14 protein-coding genes are annotated in these 16623 nt (G+C 64.5%); 4 read left to right on the top strand and 10 right to left on the bottom strand.

The annotated features are described in order from the left end of the window. Nucleotides 1-657: 657 nt before the first annotated feature. The 7 genes from ACFPB1_RS23090 to ACFPB1_RS23060 form a co-directional block, all read right to left on the bottom strand. Entirely contained in the window at nt 658-1845 is a 1188-nt protein-coding gene (locus ACFPB1_RS23090) for a glycosyltransferase family 4 protein (protein ID WP_379228500.1), read from the bottom strand. Continuing rightward, nucleotides 1832-2866, bottom strand: coding sequence for a lysylphosphatidylglycerol synthase domain-containing protein (locus ACFPB1_RS23085; protein WP_379228499.1), 1035 nt, complete (start codon nt 2864-2866; stop codon nt 1832-1834). The genes ACFPB1_RS23090 and ACFPB1_RS23085 overlap by 14 nt, the downstream gene beginning before the upstream one ends. Before the next feature lie 296 nt (nt 2867-3162). Beyond that, entirely contained in the window at nt 3163-3828 is a 666-nt protein-coding gene (locus tag ACFPB1_RS23080; protein WP_379228498.1) for a TetR family transcriptional regulator, read from the bottom strand. Nucleotides 3829-3864: 36 nt separating this feature from the next. Then, entirely contained in the window at nt 3865-5403 is a 1539-nt protein-coding gene (locus ACFPB1_RS23075; protein WP_379228497.1) for an MDR family MFS transporter, read from the bottom strand. A 272-nt stretch (nt 5404-5675) separates the two neighbouring features. After that, nucleotides 5676-6794, bottom strand: a complete 1119-nt coding sequence (locus ACFPB1_RS23070) for a mandelate racemase/muconate lactonizing enzyme family protein (protein ID WP_379228496.1) — start codon at nt 6792-6794, stop codon at nt 5676-5678. A 729-nt stretch (nt 6795-7523) separates the two neighbouring features. Next, complete coding sequence (locus ACFPB1_RS23065; protein ID WP_379228495.1) at nt 7524-7928, bottom strand: VOC family protein; 405 nt, start codon at nt 7926-7928, stop codon at nt 7524-7526. 194 nt (nt 7929-8122) lie between these two features. Further along, entirely contained in the window at nt 8123-8413 is a 291-nt protein-coding gene (locus ACFPB1_RS23060) for a MarR family winged helix-turn-helix transcriptional regulator (protein ID WP_379228494.1), read from the bottom strand. Nucleotides 8414-8683: 270 nt separating this feature from the next. Between ACFPB1_RS23060 and ACFPB1_RS23055 the strand changes: the two genes are divergently transcribed. Next, the gene (locus tag ACFPB1_RS23055; protein ID WP_379228493.1) at nt 8684-9682 is read left to right on the top strand and encodes a LysM peptidoglycan-binding domain-containing protein; all 999 of its coding nucleotides are present in this window, start codon (nt 8684-8686) and stop codon (nt 9680-9682) included. Nucleotides 9683-9874: 192 nt separating this feature from the next. Here the strand turns inward: ACFPB1_RS23055 and ACFPB1_RS23050 are convergent, their stop codons facing one another. Then, nucleotides 9875-11278, bottom strand: coding sequence for a sensor histidine kinase (locus tag ACFPB1_RS23050; RefSeq protein ID WP_379228491.1), 1404 nt, complete (start codon nt 11276-11278; stop codon nt 9875-9877). After that, on the bottom strand, nt 11275-11985 hold the full coding sequence (locus ACFPB1_RS23045; protein WP_379228490.1) for a response regulator transcription factor: 711 nt from the start codon (nt 11983-11985) through the stop codon (nt 11275-11277). The genes ACFPB1_RS23050 and ACFPB1_RS23045 overlap by 4 nt, the downstream gene beginning before the upstream one ends. 163 nt (nt 11986-12148) lie before the next feature. Between ACFPB1_RS23045 and ACFPB1_RS23040 the strand changes: the two genes are divergently transcribed. Continuing rightward, nucleotides 12149-12955 carry a hypothetical protein gene (locus ACFPB1_RS23040; protein WP_379228489.1) on the top strand — a complete coding sequence of 269 codons (807 nt, stop codon included), beginning with the start codon at nt 12149-12151 and terminating at the stop codon, nt 12953-12955. 146 nt (nt 12956-13101) lie between these two features. Here the strand turns inward: ACFPB1_RS23040 and ACFPB1_RS23035 are convergent, their stop codons facing one another. Beyond that, complete coding sequence (locus ACFPB1_RS23035; protein WP_379228488.1) at nt 13102-14370, bottom strand: serine hydrolase domain-containing protein; 1269 nt, start codon at nt 14368-14370, stop codon at nt 13102-13104. A gap of 351 nt (nt 14371-14721) precedes the next feature. On the opposite strand from ACFPB1_RS23035, the gene ACFPB1_RS23030 reads away from it, so the two are divergent. Both ACFPB1_RS23030 and ACFPB1_RS23025 read left to right on the top strand, forming a co-directional pair. Next, nucleotides 14722-15660: an aldo/keto reductase family protein gene (locus ACFPB1_RS23030; RefSeq protein ID WP_379228486.1), complete on the top strand. Its 939-nt coding sequence runs from the start codon at nt 14722-14724 to the stop codon at nt 15658-15660. 57 nt (nt 15661-15717) lie between these two features. Next, on the top strand, nt 15718-16572 hold the full coding sequence (locus tag ACFPB1_RS23025; protein ID WP_379228485.1) for an NAD-dependent epimerase/dehydratase family protein: 855 nt from the start codon (nt 15718-15720) through the stop codon (nt 16570-16572). Nucleotides 16573-16623: the final 51 nt, after the last annotated feature.

Below are 16623 nucleotides of genomic sequence, written 5' to 3'. Positions count from 1 at the left end.
ATTGAGTTCTTTTATAATCGAAAACGGTCCAACAGTACCTTGGGATACATCTCGCCCATCCGTTTCGAGCAGCTTTACTACGAGAAAATAGCTTAACTTGTTTGTCCACTTTATTGACAGAGGAGCACAGATGCGCTTATCGCGGCCCGCCGGCCCTGAAAACCCCACACCGGCCGCCAATAGCGGATCCTCTGTCCGCGTAAGTCAGCTCCACCCGCCGATTGGTCCTTTTAGCGGCTCTCCTGGCCGCTCGACCGCACGCCGCAGCGCGAGCGGACACAGGCGCCGCTATTTCGCCGATTCGGCCCATTTCCAGAGTTTCGCGGACTCAGATGCGCTTATCGCGGCCCGCCGGCCCTGAAAACCCCACACCGGCCGCCAATAGCGGATCCTCTGTCCGCGTAAGTCAGCTCCACCCGCCGATTGGCCCTTTTAGCGGCTCTCCTGGCCGCTCAGTCGCACGCCGCACCACGAGCGGACACAGGCGCCGCCATTTCGCCAGTTCGGCGTGCTGCCACGCGTTCCCGCACCCGCTGACGCCGAAGCCGGCTTGCATCGGGCGGGCCGCTTCCCTATCACGCGGCCCGCTCCGCCGCCCGCACGCCTTACCGCGCCAACGCCACCCGGCGCGACCCCGCTTCCGCTCCGCCGCCCGCGCTACCGCGCGAGCCGGCGGCGCGCCATGCCCGGGGCCGGCAGCGAGCAGATCCGGCCGATGTAGCGGTCGAAGCCCTCCGCGAGCACATCGTGCTGGAACTCCGTCTTCGCGCGCTTGTAGCCGGCGCGCACGAGACGCTCCCGCAGCGCCGCGTCGCGCGCGAGCCGGACGACGCCGGCCGCGATGCCGGCCACGGACTTCGGATCGACGAGCAGGCCCGTCTCGCCGTCCAGCACCGCTTCCGCCGCCCCGCCGGAACGGCCGGCGATGACCGGCACGCCCGCGGACGCCGCTTCCAGATAGACGATGCCGAAGCCCTCCGCGTCGCCGCGTTCCAGCTCCCGGCTGACCATGACGAATTGGTGCGCCAGGTTGTAATAATCGTTCACCTGCTCGCTGCCGCCGACGCTGCCAACGAAGATCACCGCGTCCGCCACGCCTTTCGCCCGGGCCAGCTGCTCGAGGCGCTCCCGGTCGGGCCCGTCCCCGACGATGACGTAGACGGCATTCGGAATATCCCGCAAAATCGCGGGCATCGACTCGATCACACGGTCGTGTCCTTTGCGCGTGACGAGCCGGCCGACGGACAGGATGACGTACTTCCCTTCCAGCCCGTGCCGGCGGATCAGCTCCGCGTTCGGCTCCCGCTTCTCGTAGATGCGCTCGACGCCGGGATGGACGAGGCCGATCCGCCCCGGGTCGACCCCGTAATCCTCGACCAGCTTCTTCGTGAACTGGCTGTTCGTCAGCACGCCGTCGGCTTTGCGCAGGATGAGCTTCACGATGGCGTTCAGCCCGAAGAAACGCCGGAACATGAGCATATCCATCCCGTGCGCCGAGATGACGTAGCGCCGGCCCGCGAGGATCCGAAGCAGCAGGCCGATGAAGCCGATCAGCACGTAGCCGTAGATCGTCACGTCCGGCTCCTCGCGCTTCATCGTCCGGCGGACTTGGCGCAGCAAGCGGCCCCAGCTCACGACGTCCACGCCTTCGCGGCGCAGGAACGCCCCGCGCGAGATCCGAAACGGCAATCCTGCGTCGAAAGCGCCGCTCTCCGGATATTCCGGCGCGACCACGGTCATCTCATGCTTGCTGTGCAGCGCCAAATTGTAGTAGTAATTCTGCATGCCGCCGATGCCCGGCGGGATCACGCCTGTTACGAGAACGACTTTTCTACGCGTCGTCATAGGACCTCACCCTTCTCGTCAAATAGCCGGCCGCCCGCACGACGGCCCAAAACAGCACTTCCGCCATCATGTTCCATAACCGCGCGATGACCGATATCGAAAGCGCCGTCTCGGCGCCGAGCCGGAGCGACAGAAAATAAACCAGGACCCCCTCCCGGACCCCGAGCCCGCCCGGAAGCGGACTGAACAAGCCGAGCAGCCACGCGGTGGCGAACGTCCCGGCGGCGTACGCGATGCCGATGCCGCCGCGGCCGAAGCTGTTCGTCAGCATCCAGAAGGCGATGCCCATGACGAAGTGGCTGGCGAGAAAACAAAGCAAATACCCGAAAAACCGGTTGCGCGACAGGAGCGCTCCCGCTCCCGTTCCCGGTCCGCCCTCCGGAACGGACGCGGAGACGCCCGTTCCGGCGACGGACGAGAACCTCCCGGTCACCCGGCGCAGCTGCCGCCAGCGGGAAGCGATCGCGAGCAGCCGGCGGACCAGGGCCAAGCTCCCGTCGTAATAGACGTAGGCCAGCACGAACGCCGCGAGTACGGCAACTACGCACAAGACCGGGGCAATATTCAAACTGACCAGCAAAATCAACGCATAGCAGAGCGCCGCCGACACGAGCAGGACATTTTCGTACACGATGGAAGACAGCTGGGCATCCAGCGGGACGCCGGCCCGCGAAGCGAGCACGACCCGGCCCGCGTAGTTCCAGAAGCCGCCGGGCAGGTACTTGCCGAACTGCGAGTCGATGAAGATCCGCAGCCCTTGCAGCAGACCCAGCCGGACGCCGGCTTTCCGGCGGACCGCTTCCGCGCCCGCCGCGTTGACGATCAGAACCCATATGCCCGCCTGCAGCATAAGGAAGAACGCGAACACCAGCAGGGACGCGTAGAACTGCACATTGGCATGCGCGAGGAACGATTCCATATCCGAAAGCTTCAGCGGAACGTTCCGCACGACGAAGAAGACCACGAGCGCGGCCAGCGCAACCTTCAGCGCCGGCGGCGCCAACCTTCGAATCGTCCCCACCCTGCACCGCCTTCCCCGCTTCGCCCGAAGTCATCGCTCCATAATAACGCCCGACTGTTTGCGCAGTGTCATCCCGGATAGCGTTTTGCATGAAGTTTTTTGAAGCTGGGGAAGCCCGCAGGCTGACGAACGAAACAGACGGCTGCGACCCGGAAAACGCCGAATCGCGGCCTTGTCCAGCAGCAAGAATCGATTCTGCTATAGTTCGCGAACAAAAAAGACGACCGCTATACGGCCGAATGCCGAACAACGATCGTCTTTCTTACCTTAACGTCACGCAGATCGCCTGCGCCGGCTTACGCCCGACCGGCCCCTTCTGCGCCCGCGCCGGTCACGCCTTCCTTCCGGCCGAGCGTTCCGAACGGCAAACCCGCCTCGTACAGCGCCATCGCCTGGTCGACGACCGCGATGAAGTCCGCTTCCGGATGGTCCGCGCAGTACTGTTGTACAGCCATCATCGCCCCCATGATGGAACCGGCGAACAGGACGACTTCGAAATCATCCTCCGGACGATCAAGCCGCCTCGCCACGAGCTGAGCGACCAACAGCAGCGTTTCGTTCATTTGTATGAGCGAAACGGCCCGCAGCTCCGGTACGGACATCATGAGCTTCATCCGTTCGGCGAGCCCTTCCCTGTCCGCGGCGGTCATCCCGGAGAAGCCTTCCCTTACCGCGGCACGGAACGCCTGGATCGGCGACAGCTCCGCGGGCTGCCTCTGGAACGCTTCGATCATGAGCGGATCGTCGTCATCCTCGAGCACGAGCGCTTCTTTCGTCGGGAAGTAGCGGAAGAATGTGCTCGGCGAGATTTCGCTCGCCTCGGCGATCTGCTCGACCGTCGTTGCGGCGTAGCCCTGCTCGCGAAAGAGCCGGAGTCCCTGCTGCTGAAGCGTTCGGCGGGTTTTCAATTTTTTCTTCTCGCGCAGTCCGAGCTTCGCGAATTCCGGATGGTTCGGGTTCATGGCCGCATCACCTCTTTGCCTCTAGTGTAGCAGACATCAGCTCTGCGAATCCAACGCCGCGCCGGCGCCTTTCGCCTGCTGCTCCTTCTCCTTGGACGCCACCGTCAGCACCTCGCGCTTCAGGAACAGGCAGATGACGACGACGAGCAGGGCGAACGCGAACGAAACCCAGTACAGATGCTGGAACGCCGCCGAGAACACGCCTTTGATCTGCTCCACGAGAGTCGGGTCGAGCCCTTTCGGAATGCCGCCTTGGGCGGCTTGGCCGAGCTCCCGCGCGGTGTCCGCGGGCATGTTTCCGGCCAGTCTGCCGATGCCCGACGTGATCTTGGCCGCGAGCAAGCTGCCGTAAATGCTGACGCCGATCGTCATGCCGAACGACTGAAACAGCGTGACGGACGTCAGCGCGATGCCGCTGTTCTCCTTCGCGACCGATTCCTGCACGATCAGGTTGTTGTTGAATAGAACGCCGAACCCGAGTCCCAAAATAACGAAATAACCGGCGACCGCGTAAATCGGCGTATGCATGTCGAAGCTGGTCATCTGGAAGAACGCCAGCGCCGGCAGCACCATGGACACCGTGAAGATGGTGCGGTACGGCACCTTCGTCATGAGCCGCCCCGACACGACGCTCGCCAGCACCGCGCCGGCCATGAGCGGCAGCGTCAGATAGCCGGACGCGATCGGCGTCAGGCCGAGCACGTTCTGGGCGAAGAACGGGAACGAAGCGAACGAGCCCATGACGCCGCAGACGAGCGTGAACACGATGAGCGACAGGACGACGAACGTCCGGTTCTTGAACAGATGCATCGGCAGGATCGGCTCCTTCGCCTTCAGCTCCACGAAGACAAAGACGAGCAGCAGCAGGCTGCCGGCCGCCCACAGGCCGATCAGCGCCGGCGAGCTCCAGGCGTAGCCCTCCGTCTCGTGCAGCACCGGCGTCAGCAGCAGCGACACGATGGCGCCGACGAGCAGAAATGCGCCCGCCCAGTCGATGCTGGCGTTCTTGTTGCCTTTGGATTCCTTCAGCCCCGCCGACAGCACGATGGCCGCGAGGACGCCGACCGGAATGTTGACCCAGAAAATCCAGTGCCATGAGATATGCTCCGTCAGATAACCGCCGAGCAGAGGACCGAGCAGCTGCGGCACAAACATGATCGCGCCGAAGATTCCCTGCGTCCTCGCCCGCTCCTCCACGGTGAACGTATCCCCGAAAATGACCATCGCGAGCGGCATCAGACCGCCTGCGCCGATCCCTTGAATGCCGCGCCCGAGCAGCAGCACGGGCATGTTTGCCGCAAAGCCGCTCACGACCGAGCCGGCGATGAACAGCCCCATGCTGAGCATGTAAATTTTCTTCCGGCCATACAGATCGGCCAGTTTGCCGAGAATCGGCATGAAGGACGTCATCGTCAGCATATAAATGCCCACCACCCAGCCGTACAGCGACAATCCGTTCAAATCCCGGATAATCGTCGGCATGGCGGTGCTGACGACCGTCTCGTCGAGCTCCGAGAAAATAATCCCGATAATGAGCCCGATCACGATCAAAGCTTTATTGTTGGTCCGTGTCAAAACCTTGCCCTCCTTGCTATCGCATATCCAACTGAAAGTGTATATTAAATGATAGCGACTGTCAATTTAAATAAACTTTCAAAATCACCCCGGTTCCTCGAAGCTGCGCGCCCGGCGCTGGTCGAAGGCCGCCGGACGACAATAAGCCCGCGCGCTTATCGGAAAGCGCGCGGGCGTCGGCGGTTCGGCCATCCGCATCGGGTTCCCTTCCCTGCGTTTCGAGATCAGGTTACCCGCCGATTATGAACGGACAATGAACGAATCATAAGCTTCTAGCCTACCCGGTACTTGGCGATGACAGCCTCGTCCACCGTGATGCCGAGGCCCGGACGTTCCGGTACGTGTACGTACCCGTCCTTGAACGCGATCGGCTCGGAGACGAGATCCCGCGCGAGCGGCGACGCCGACGTCGTGTGCTCGATCATGAAGCCGTTCGGAATCGCCGACGCGAAATGCGTGCTCGCCGCTACGAGAATGCCCGTCTTGAAGGCATGCGGCACGACCTTCTTATGGCGCTCGTTCGCCATGTAGGCGATCCGCTTGCCTTCGGTCAAGCCGCCGCAGCGGCCGAGGTCGGGCTGCACGATGTCGTGCCCGCCGTCCTCAATGAGCCGGCGGAACGCCGTCACGCCGCTCTCCTGCTCGCCGCCGGCGATGCGCAGCGTCGTTCGCGCCGATAGCTCCTTATAGCCAGCGAGGTCCTCCGGGTGCAGCGGCTCCTCGAGCCAGTAGACGCCGTATTGCTCGTAGACCTCAGCCATCCGCAGCGCACCCTTCAAGTCCCAGGCGAGCCCGCCGTCGATCATGACGTCGATGCCGTCGCCTACGGTTTCGCGGATCGCGCGGATCTGCTCGGCGTCGAACTTGGCGTCGCGGCCGATCGGGCCCCAGCCGAATTTCATCGCCTGGTAGCCTTCCGAGACGAACCGGTCCGCCAGGAGAACGGCCTCCTCGATCGTATCCGGCATGAGCGAGCTGGCGTACGCCTTCAGCGTCTTGCGGTACGTCCCGCCGAGCAGCTCCGAGACCGGGCGTCCCGCTTGCTTGCCCGCGATGTCCCACAGCGCCATGTCGATGCCGCTCATCGCGTGCATCGCCGGACCGCCCCGGCCGAAATAAATCGTGCCGCGGTACATTTTATCCCACAGGCGGTCGATCTCGAGCGGGTTCTCCCCGATCAGGAGCGAGCGCAAGCCCGTGGCGATGGCATGCGACGGCGGGGCGTCGATCGCGGCCTTCGCCACGAGCGGCACCGAGTCCGCTTCGCCGTACCCCGTGATCCCCTCGTCCGTATGCACGCGGATCAAGAGCGTGTCCTGCGTGCCGTCGCAGCGCTCCGCGTCCAGATCCGGCAGGCGCAAATAAATCGACTCGATTTCGGTAATTTTCATGCGGATTCCCCATCCTTCGGCGAATGTGAATAAATAGTCGAGCACTGGTAACGATGAGCAACGCGAAGCAGAAAAGATATGTTAGCGCTATCATTTTGCTACATTGTAGGTTTTTGATTTGTAGATTGTCAACAATTTGCCCATGGCGGCTTTTGCGTTCGGCTCGGGGCGCGGCCGCTCGTCCGCAAGCCGGCCGGATCGTCGGCGGCTGAACCGAGCGGACAGGAAAGCCGCTATTGGGGCAATTAAGGCGCTTTATCGCGATTGGCGGACACAGATGCGCTTATTGCTCGAGAACCCGGGTCCAAACGCGCGGTAACACCCAAATAGCGGAACGTGCGGCCGCGTAATTCACATAATCGCCAATTACAGCAAAATAGCGGCTCCTGTGTCCGCGAACGGGCCATTTGGGCGTGTAAATTGTATGCCTCGGCCAATCGCCGGACGCTGCTCGGACAAGGTACGCGCTGCCAACTCGGCGCAGCGACGGCTCTGCGATCTGTGCCTCCACTGGATCGCCGCTCCTGTCGCCGACGGCGGCATCCGGTCCACCGCTATTCTGGCATCTCACTTCGCCGGCCGCCATAGCTGCACTCTGGTACCGCTCAATCCGCCGCTGTCCCGGCATTCCGCGCCGCTGGCCAGCACCGCCGCAGGTCCACACCGCCGACAGCCGACAGCCGCTGACCCCCCGCTTCCGGCCGCCCTGCGCCGTCAGGCGGATCAGGCTCAGCCGAGCCGCCGCCCGATCTCCCAGTGGTAGCCGAACGGATCCGCGAGCCGTCCGATACGCCAGCCATGACCCTCGCCGATGGGCACGATTTCCGTCGCGCCGGCGGCCAGCGCTTGACCGAAGACGGCATCGGGGTCGGCCACGGTCAAAATCATGCGGACCGAGCCCTTGTCCCCTTCCGCCGGGCTGGCCTCCGGGTCCTCTTGAATCCAGAAGCCCGCTCCCCCGACGGAGAGCTCGGCGATGACGGGCTTCCCCGCCTCTTCCTCCAGCCGGTAAAGCTCGTCCGCGCCGAACGCGGCCGTGTAGAACGCCAGCGCCGCCGCGCCGTCCGGAACCGCCAACCATGGGGCGATCGCGGCCGTAGCAGGCCGGTTATCTCCTTGCGAATTCGAGTTCATGCGAACTCCTCCTTAAGCCGATGAGCCGTTTTATCTCCATTGTAGCCAACCTTTCCCAAGCGCGCCACGTCAAACGCAAAAAGCCGAGCCGCCCGCTCCCCGCGAGCCCTTCTCGGCTTTTCTCGGCTTTTCTCGGCTTTCGCCCAGTCCGTCCCATTCGATGGGGCTGAAACCGCACATTCTGCCCCGCCCGTTCACCGCTCCTCGCGAAACAACGTCTCCTGCAGCACGGACATCGCTTCCGACAGCCGCGCCAGCCGTTCGTCCGTCGCGCCGGCGAGCTGCCGGTTGAACCGCGCCTCCATGTGCGCGAACACCGCGTCCATGAACGCCTGCCCTTCGCGCGACAGCCGGATATGCTGCTTCCGCCCGTCCTCCGGGGCGCCGAGTTTCTCGCACAGCCCTTTGTCGGTCAGCTTCTTGAGCTCGCGGCTCGCGTTCGGCATCGACAGGTGCTTGCAGTCGCTGATGTCGCTGAGCGTCACCGGCTGCCGGCTTCGACCCCGTGCTCGTTTTCAACCGCGAGAATGCCGGAGCGGCGCGACGGCCTTCGACGGACAGCCAAGCATTTTGGCCTAGTCCCGGAGCCGGAATCGCCCCTGCCGGCATTGGCCGCGCCCATGCCCCCGCTTCCAGGCGCGCGGGCGGCGAATAGGGCCAACGGACCGATTTTCCGGGCGCGGCGGCGCGGGTTAGCGAATTATTGTAATATAAAGCATGGACGCCAAAACAAGCCTTGCAAGGGGAGGATTACCATGCAAAACACTGATTCGACAGAAAGCGGCAAACGCTCCCGGACCTCGCGCGCGCGGGAAAAAAAGGCCGGGTCGAGCGGCACGCTGCTCGCGACCGGCGCGTTTCTGATCGTGGTTTGCGTCGTTCTATACAGCATTTATTCTACGCATAGAAACTCGGACAAGACGCTGGAGGCCGGCGGCAAGGCGGCAAACGAACAATCGGCCGCGAACGGCGCGGACGCGCCGCAAGACGCCGGCGGCAACGGCGGTGCGAACGCCGGCGGCAACCCGGACGCGCCGGTGTCGTCCGACGGCTCGGACGCGGGAAGCGGCGCGGGAAGCGGCGGCGCGGCGAACGCCGGCGGCGGCGTGTCCGGCAGCGATGGCTCAGCCGGCGCAGGCTCGGCCGGCAGCGACGGCTCAGCCGACGACGGCAGCAGCGCGGCGGACGGCGACGGCGGCGCGGCGACGGACACGCCGGAAGCGCCGCCGGCATCGGACAAGCCCGCCGATCAGGGCGCCGCTTCGGGATCAGGCAGCGGCGAGGCGCCCGCCTCGCCGCCGAAGCATACGGCGGCAAACGGCGGCACGAAGACCGACGCGACCGGCAGCACGGGCACGAAGCTGCCGGCCTCGTACGTCGTGAAGAAGGGCGACACGCTGTCGACGATTTCCATGAAGTTTTATCATTCCAAACAGTACGTCGCCTTCCTCGCGGAGCGCAACGGCATCGTGTTCGTGAACGACATGAAACCCGGCGACACGATCAAGATTCCCGCGCTGCCGGCCGGCGCCGGGTCGAATGCCGGGAAGCCGGACGCCGAGGATTATTCCAAGATCAACCTGCCGGCAACCTATCTGGTCCGTCCCGGCGACACCCTCTACCGGATCTCCGTGCAGTTCTACAAGTCGGGCAGCTATGCAAGCTTCCTGGCGAAGCAGAACAACCTGGACGAGAACGAAGGCTTGAAGGCCGGCATGTCCCTGACCATCCCGAAGAAGCCGGCTTCGAAGTAAAGCCGGCCGCCATCGCGCGAATCCGTGCCCTGAGCCGGATTCGCACGAACGAAGAGGAGCGCTCCCGCGTCGTCACGACACGTGGAGCGCTCCTTTTTTGCGGCCTGGGCGGCCGTGCGGCTTGGGCAGCCTGTGAGGGCCTTTGCGGCCTGTGCGGACCTGCGCCGGCCTGCCCGCATCCGGACGGCGGCGCTACGCCGCCTGCGGGAAGCGCAGCGAGATAACCGCGCCGCCCGCCGCGCCGTTGCGCGCCGCGATCCGCCCGCCGCAGCGCTCGACGATCGCGCGCGAGATCGCGAGGCCGAGCCCCGTCTCGCCGTCCTTGCCTTTGACGAACCGGTGGAACAGATGCGGCAGCAGGCTGTCCGGGAAGCCCTTGCCGTCGTCGGCGACCGCGAGCGACACATGCCCGTCCTCCGCGCCGATTTCGATGACGATGACCCGCTTCGCGTAACGCGCCGCGTTCGACACGATGTTGAGGAGCGCCTGCAGCAGCTTGTCGCGGTCCGCGCTCACCGTCGGGCGCCGCTCCTCCGCGCCGCCCGTGTACACCGTCCGCAGCTCCAGCCCCCGCGCCGCGAGCAGCGGATTGATGCGCTCGATCGTTTCGGCGACGATCTCCACGGCGCTGACGGGCGCCGCATGGAAAATATCCTCCTCGCTGTCGAGCTTGGCGAGCAAGGTCATCTCCGTCACGAGCTTCGTCAGCCGCCCGCTCTCGCTGAGAATGATGTCCAGCCCCTTGCGCGAGCTCTCCCCCTCGAATACCCCGTCGCGAATCCCCTCCGCATAGCCGGCGATCGACATGAGCGGCGTCTTCAGCTCGTGGGAGGCGTTTTGGAAAAACAGCTTCTGCGTCCGGTTATGCCGCTCCAGCTCGCCGGCCAGCTCATGGACGGTCTGCGCCACCGCGCCGATCTCGCCGCCAGCCCGCACGAGCCCGACCGCGCCGAATTTGCGCTCCCGCACCTTCTTCAGCTCGTCCCGCAGCTCCATCAGCGGCCGGATCAGCTTGCGCGTGATGAGCAGGCTGAGCCCGACCGCGAGCGCACCGCCCACCGCAAGCACGATCAGCAGCCGGAAGAACAAATCCTGCTCGACCGCCTTCACTTTGCTGAGCGGGGTCATCAGCGTGAGCGTGCCCTGGGGAATCACGCTCGTATTGATGATGTAATTGCTGCTCTTGGCGGCGGCGGTGATGGTCTTCAGATCCGTCGCGGCTTCGCCCGGCAGCGCATTGATCGCGGCCGCATCCGCCAAGCCGGCCTGCGCGAACCCGATCGACGGGCCGTTCTTCTGCACGACCTTGCCCGCCGCGTCGGCGACGTACACCTCGACGCCCTTGAGCGCCGCGACCGTCAGCTTCTCCGGCTCGGGGGTGGACGCCGACGCGGTCCACCCTTTCACCATCAGCGGTTTAACTGCGGCTTGCCTCGAGAACGTGGAAGCCATGGAGCTGCCGAGCGTCCGCAGCTCCTGCTTCTGCGCGTTGATAAAATGGTCCATGAGCACATAGTGAATGGTCACCGCCGTCACGCCCAGCACGACGACCAGCAGCAGGCCGAACGCCAAATTGATTTGATGCAGCAGCTTCATGCTTCGTCTCCTCCTCCGGCCCGCAGCCGGTAACCGTGTCCCCAGACCGCCTCGATCGGCAGCCCGTCCGCTTTTTTGCGCAGCCGCTTGATCAAGTGATCCACCGCCCGGTCGCTGCCGAAATAATCGTCGCCCCACACGAGCACGAGCAGCTCCTCCCGCGTGAACGCGCGGTTCGGATGCTCCGCGAACGCCCGCAGCAGATCGAATTCCTTGAACGTCAGATCCAGCTCGTCCTTGCCCAGGAAGACGCGGCGTTCGCCCGGCAGAATGCGCAGCGCGCCGACGTCGACGGCGTTCGCCGGCGAGGCCGGCGCCGGCTCATCCTGCCCGCGGTGCTTGTACCACCGCTGCAGCTGGCGTTTCACGCGGGCGACGAGCTCGCGCGGACTGAACGGCTTCACGAGGTAATCGTCACCGCCGAGCTCGAGCCCGAGGATTTTGTCCACTTCGTTGTCCTTGGCGGAAATCATGATGATGGGCACGTCCGCTTCGCTGCGGATGCGCCGGCACAGCTCGTACCCGTCCATGCCGGGCAGCATGATGTCGAGCACCCACAGGTCCGGCGGGTCGCTGCGCCACAGCTCCCACGCTTCCTCCGCGGAGCCGAGCCCCACGGTACGGTAGTTTTCTTTATGCAAATACGCCTCGACGAGGCCCCGGATATTCAAGTCATCGTCCACCACGCCGATCGTGTAGTCGCCCACGGTTCCATCCTCCCGCTTCCGAATGTCTCTCCCATTATAGCAACTCGGCGGGCGCGGGAAGCGCGTGCCATCGTTTTTCCACACTTTCACCAACGGCTTGCCACACTTGGGCGCTAAGATGGGAACCGTACCACCCATACCATCCCGATAGGAGTGTTCAACCATGCAACACAAACGCAAAGTCACCAAAGTCGCCGCCGTCGCCCTGATGCTGTCCGCCTTCGCAAGCCCCCTCGCCGCCAACGCCGCGACGGATCCGCTCGCGAACTACTACAAGGATGCGCTGATCGAATCCGGCGAAGGCGCCGTTCCGATCAACGTCATGATCGCCGCCGGCACGGCCTCGGCGGACAAGAATGCCAAGCCGATCGCCGTGTTCAAGCATCCGGCCGATCCGGTGGCGCTGGCGAAGCAGTATGCGCCGGACACGGTCGAGGCGTGGGAGCAGACGCTCGCGCAGTTCGACGCGCTGCTCAAGGATGCCGCGAAAACGGTGACGAAGACGGGCCAGGACGGCAAGCCGATGGCGATTAAGGTATCGAAGACGGACAACGGCGAACTGAAGGTCGTCGGCCCGATCTCCCCTGATCAGCTCAAGGTGATCAAGGTAAAGGACGGCGCGGGCGTAGCCGTGAAAGCCATCCCGGCCATCCCGGCCGATGGCGCGGTCCTCGTGAAGGACTACGCGGGCGTGCCCGTGAAAGCCATCCCAGCCGATCCGGCCGAGGGCGGCGGGAAGGTCACGGTCCAGCTCAAGGACGGCGTACCGCTGCCGGCAGGCGTGAAGCTCGAGACGCTTCAGGCCGTGGCGATCGACAATTCGTTCGTCAAGGGCCAGCTTGCGCTGAGCAAGTCCGCCGACTCCAAGGACGCGGACGCGATCAAGAAGGCGCTGGCCGCCCTGCTGGGGCTGTACCAAGACGAGATCGCGAAGCTGCAGCAGCAGCAGCAGGAGCAAGCCGGCAAGTAAGCAGCGAAAGGACGCCGCTTGGCGTTCCGCAGGGTTGCTTCGCACATGGAAACGGGCGCACCGCGTGGGTGCGCCCGTTTTTTTTGCGCGGCTATCGTTCCGCGGCTATCATTCCGCGGCGTACCGCGCCTTGCCTCTCCGTCCCATCACGCGCCGGCATCCTCGCCGTGGCGGCGGCGCACGCCCAGAAATTCGAACGCGCCGTCCTCCCCCTCTCGCAGCGTGTACGAATGATCGAGCCAGGTGCTGTGGAACCGGTGGCCGCCGACGGGATAGATCGGCTTCTCGATGCGGCCGAGATGGAGGAACGACCACCTCGCCTCCGTCCGCTTGATCTCCGCGCGCCCCGGGACGTAGACGCCTTCGTACCGGCGGGCGAGCGCCTCGTCCGGTTCCACCGCGGGCGGCTTCGCCGGAACCTCCGGCCGTCCGCCGAACAGCAGCTCGGCGATGGCGTCGCCGACCCGGTTCACGTTCGCGAAATCGTAATTGGCGAGCACGATCACGCAAGTGTCGTCCGCGAAGAAATGCTGGACGTACGCGGCGATGCCCAGGTGCGCGCCGTCGTGCCGCCATCGCGGCCGGCCGCGGAATTCGTCCGCGAACAGACCGCCGGCATAGCCGTTCAAGTGCGGCGTGAACAGCCGCTCATAAGCCGCCGGCCCAAGCAGCCGGCGCTCTCGCAAGGCGCGATGCCACTTGCGCAGATCGCCGCAGGTGGAGACGATGCCGCCCGCGCCGATGCTGTAGCCGGGGTGATGGTATTCCGCCGGGACAATCCGCTCTCCGTTCATGCCGTAGCCGAACGCCCTGCGCGGCAGCAGCTCCCGGCCGTCATCGAACTCGGTATCCGCCATGCCGAGCGGCGCGAACACCGCCTCCGCGAGATAGCGCTTGTAGGACCGCCCGCTCGCCGCTTCGATGAGGAACGCGAGCAGGTGATAGCCCGCGTTGCAGTACTCGAACCGCGTGCCGGGCTCGAAATGCAGCGGCCGCAGCCGGAAATACCCGAGCAGCAGGTCCCGGTCGTACGGCAGCTTGTCCCGCTCCCCGAAGAAATCCTCCTGCAGGTGGTGGAACGTGCGCAGGCCAGACGTATGCGTCATGAGCTGCTGCGCCGTAATGCGCGGATCGACGTGCAGCTCCGCGGGCAGGTAGCCGTTCACGGGCCGGTCGAGGTCGATCCGGCCTTCGTCGTGCAGCCGCATCGCGGCGAACGCTGTGAGCTGCTTCGATACGGAAGCGAGCCCGAAGCGCGTGTCTGTCCGGTTCGGAACGCCGAACTCCACGCAGGCCATGCCGTAGGCCGCCTCGAATACCGTGTCCCCGCCCCTCACGGCCAGCACCGCGCCCGAGAACGGCCATCGGGCCGCATAGGCGTCGACGTAGCTTTGAATGCTTGAAGTCAGCGTCATCGGTCGAAATCTCCCTTCGGCATTGGGTTTCGTTACGATTGAACTTCGATTAAACTTCGATTGAACTTCGATTGGACTTCGACTGGACTTCGACTGGACTTCTTTACGGTTGGCCTTCTTTGCGGTTGGCCGTATCGTCATTTCCTGATCGTGGGATATTAGGATAGCCATTCCCTTCCCGGGCCGTCAAGCGGAATCGGGCCGCGGTCCCGCGGGCACCGAAAGTATAGTAGATATACCCGGTATCAGATATTGAACATATATTCACTACTTTCGATCGTTTCAAGGGAACTTTATACTGAAGGGGGGCTTCTGGCAAGCTTACGATCGGACGAAATGGAGCTGAGAACGATGCAATATCGGAGATTGGGCGGCAGCGGTCTGAAGGTTAGCGAGATCAGCCTGGGAAGCTGGCTGACCTACGGCGGCTACGTGGAGAAGGAAAACGCGGTCAAGGCGATCGAAACTGCCTACGACCTCGGCATTAATTTTTTTGATACGGCCAACGTATACGAGCGCGGCGAAGCGGAGAAGGTCGTCGGCGAGACGCTGCGCGCTTACCCGCGCGAGTCGTACATGCTGGCGACGAAGGTATTCGGCCAAATGGGCGACGGCCCGAACGACCGCGGCCTCTCGCGCAAGCACATTATGGAGCAGGCGGACGCCAGCCTGAAACGGCTCGGCCTGGAGTACGTGGACATTCTGTACTGCCACCGCTTCGACCCGGAGACGCCGGTGCAGGAGACGCTGCGCGCCATCGACGACCTGATCCGCCAGGGCAAGGTGCTCTACGCCGGCATCAGCGAATGGACGGCGGCGAACATCGCGGAAGGCTTGGCCGCCGCGGACCGGTACCTGCTCGACCGCATCGTCGTCAACCAGCCGATTTATAATATGTTCAACCGCTACATCGAGAAGGACATCATCCCGATCAGCGAGCAGAACGGCATCGGACAAGTCGTCTTCTCGCCGCTCGCGCAAGGTCTGCTGACGGGCAAATACGCCTCGCCGACCGACATTCCGGCCGGCAGCCGCGCGGCCAAGGTCGAACGGATGCGCGGCAACATCACCGAGGAGAAAATCGCCAAGGTGCAGCGCCTCGGCGCGGTCGCTTCCGAGCTCGGCATCACGATCGGTCAGCTGGCGCTGGCGTGGACGCTGCGCCAGCCGAACGTCTCGAGCGCCCTGGTCGGCGCAAGCCGCCCGGAGCAGGTCGCGGAGAACGCCGGCGCGTCGGGCGTCGCGCTTTCGGCGGACGTCGTGGCGCAGATCGAGGACATCCTGGCCTAATTCCCGGCATGGCACCCGGCAGCATCATCATCGAAGCGAGCGAAGGAGGACAAGCAAGTGGCAAAAGTCGTCGTAACCGGCGGGAGCGGCATGCTCGGCCGGTGGGTCGTCAAGCATTTCGTGGAACAGCAGTATGAAGTGGTGAACGTGGATACGGTGCGGCCGCAGGAGTGGCTCTGCCCGACGATCCTGGCGAATCTCGAGAATCTGGGCGAGGTGTACGGCGCGCTCGCGGGCGCGGACGCCGTCGTCCATCTGGCGGCGATTCCAGCCGCGCATATCAAGACGAGCGAAGTGACGTTCCAGAACAACGTCATGTCGACCTATAACGTGCTCGAAGCGGCCGCAGGCCTCGGCATCCGCAAGGCGGTCATCGCTTCCAGCGAATCGTCCTACGGCATCGTGTTCGCGGTCAACCGGTTCGGTCCGTCGTACGTGCCGGTCGACGAGGACCATCCGCAGCTGCCGCAGGACAGCTACGGCCTGTCCAAGGTCGTGAACGAGCAGACGGCGGACATGTTCCACCGCCGCACCGGCATGCAGGTCGTCTCGCTGCGGATCGGCAACGTCATCCCGCCGGAGCGCTACGCGCAGTTCCCGTCGTTCATCCATAACAGCGCCGAGCGCGACCGCATCCTGTGGAGCTACGTCGACACGCGGGATATCGCGGAAGCGTGCCGCCTCGCGATCGAGAAGGACGGGCTCGGCTCCGTCGCGATCAATCTCGCGGCCGACGACACGAGCATGGCGATTCCGAGCCGGCAGCTGATGGCCGAGCAATTCCCGGAAACGACCGAGTTCCGCGAGCCGCTGGACGGCCACGAATCGCTGCTCAGCAACAAGCGGGCCAAGGCGCTGCTCGGCTGGGAGCCGAAGCATGCTTGGCGGACGTACGTCCCCGGTCAGGCCTGAGCCGCCGGAGGAGCATCATTCATCACCTATCGGGCGGGCTGCGGCCCGCCT

This window comes from Paenibacillus sp. GCM10023250 (assembly GCF_042653205.1).
In the GTDB taxonomy this organism is placed as follows: Bacteria; Bacillota; Bacilli; order Paenibacillales; family Paenibacillaceae; genus Paenibacillus_Z.
The sequence above is the reverse complement of the archived record's forward strand: the minus strand, read 5'-3'. Positions and strand labels throughout refer to the sequence as shown.

Bases quoted from the DNA above. Each gene is read 5' to 3' on its own strand.
- ACFPB1_RS23090 (WP_379228500.1), bottom strand. From the start codon at position 1,845: ATGACGACGCGTAGAAAAGTCGTTCTCGTAACAGGCGTGATCCCGCCG.
- ACFPB1_RS23080 (WP_379228498.1), bottom strand. From the start codon at position 3,828: ATGAACCCGAACCATCCGGAATTCGCGAAGCTCGGACTGCGCGAGAAG.
- ACFPB1_RS23070 (WP_379228496.1), bottom strand. From the start codon at position 6,794: ATGAAAATTACCGAAATCGAGTCGATTTATTTGCGCCTGCCGGATCTG.
- ACFPB1_RS23065 (WP_379228495.1), bottom strand. From the start codon at position 7,928: ATGAACTCGAATTCGCAAGGAGATAACCGGCCTGCTACGGCCGCGATC.
- ACFPB1_RS23055 (WP_379228493.1), top strand. From the start codon at position 8,684: ATGCAAAACACTGATTCGACAGAAAGCGGCAAACGCTCCCGGACCTCG.
- ACFPB1_RS23050 (WP_379228491.1), bottom strand. From the start codon at position 11,278: ATGAAGCTGCTGCATCAAATCAATTTGGCGTTCGGCCTGCTGCTGGTC.
- ACFPB1_RS23040 (WP_379228489.1), top strand. From the start codon at position 12,149: ATGCAACACAAACGCAAAGTCACCAAAGTCGCCGCCGTCGCCCTGATG.
- ACFPB1_RS23035 (WP_379228488.1), bottom strand. From the start codon at position 14,370: ATGACGCTGACTTCAAGCATTCAAAGCTACGTCGACGCCTATGCGGCC.
- ACFPB1_RS23030 (WP_379228486.1), top strand. From the start codon at position 14,722: ATGCAATATCGGAGATTGGGCGGCAGCGGTCTGAAGGTTAGCGAGATC.